The organism is Mesorhizobium sp. (assembly GCF_004962925.1).
Lineage (GTDB): Bacteria > Pseudomonadota > Alphaproteobacteria > Rhizobiales > Rhizobiaceae > Mesorhizobium.
On sequence record NZ_SUEO01000196.1, the window covers coordinates 11594 to 11936 of the forward strand.

Below are 343 nucleotides of genomic sequence, written 5' to 3' on the forward strand. Positions count from 1 at the left end.
GGCGTCAGCGAATTCGACTACGCCGATCTCACCATGGCGCCGTCGCATCTTGTTGCGCCGCCCCGCGTGGCGGCGGCGCCGGCGGCGCTTGAATGCCGGGTGACGGAGATCCTGCGGCCAAAGGCGCTGGACGGAACACTGACCGGCGCTGTGGTCGTGGCCGGCGAAGTCGTCGGCGTGCATATCGACGACGCATTCCTGAACGACGGCATGTTCGATATCGTCAGGGCGGGCAATGTCGGTCGTCTCGGCTACATGGATTATGCCAGCGTCAGCGAGATATTTTCGATGCGCCGGCCACGCTGGGGAAAAGATTAGGGCTGGGGAAAAGACTAAACAGAGA

1 pseudogene is annotated in these 343 nt (G+C 62.7%); it reads left to right on the forward strand.

What is annotated here, in order from left to right:
- A pseudogene (locus E5W87_RS28090) lies at nt 1-318 on the forward strand (flavin reductase family protein); the annotation flags it as partial.
- Between the last annotated feature and the right edge of the window lie 25 nt (nt 319-343).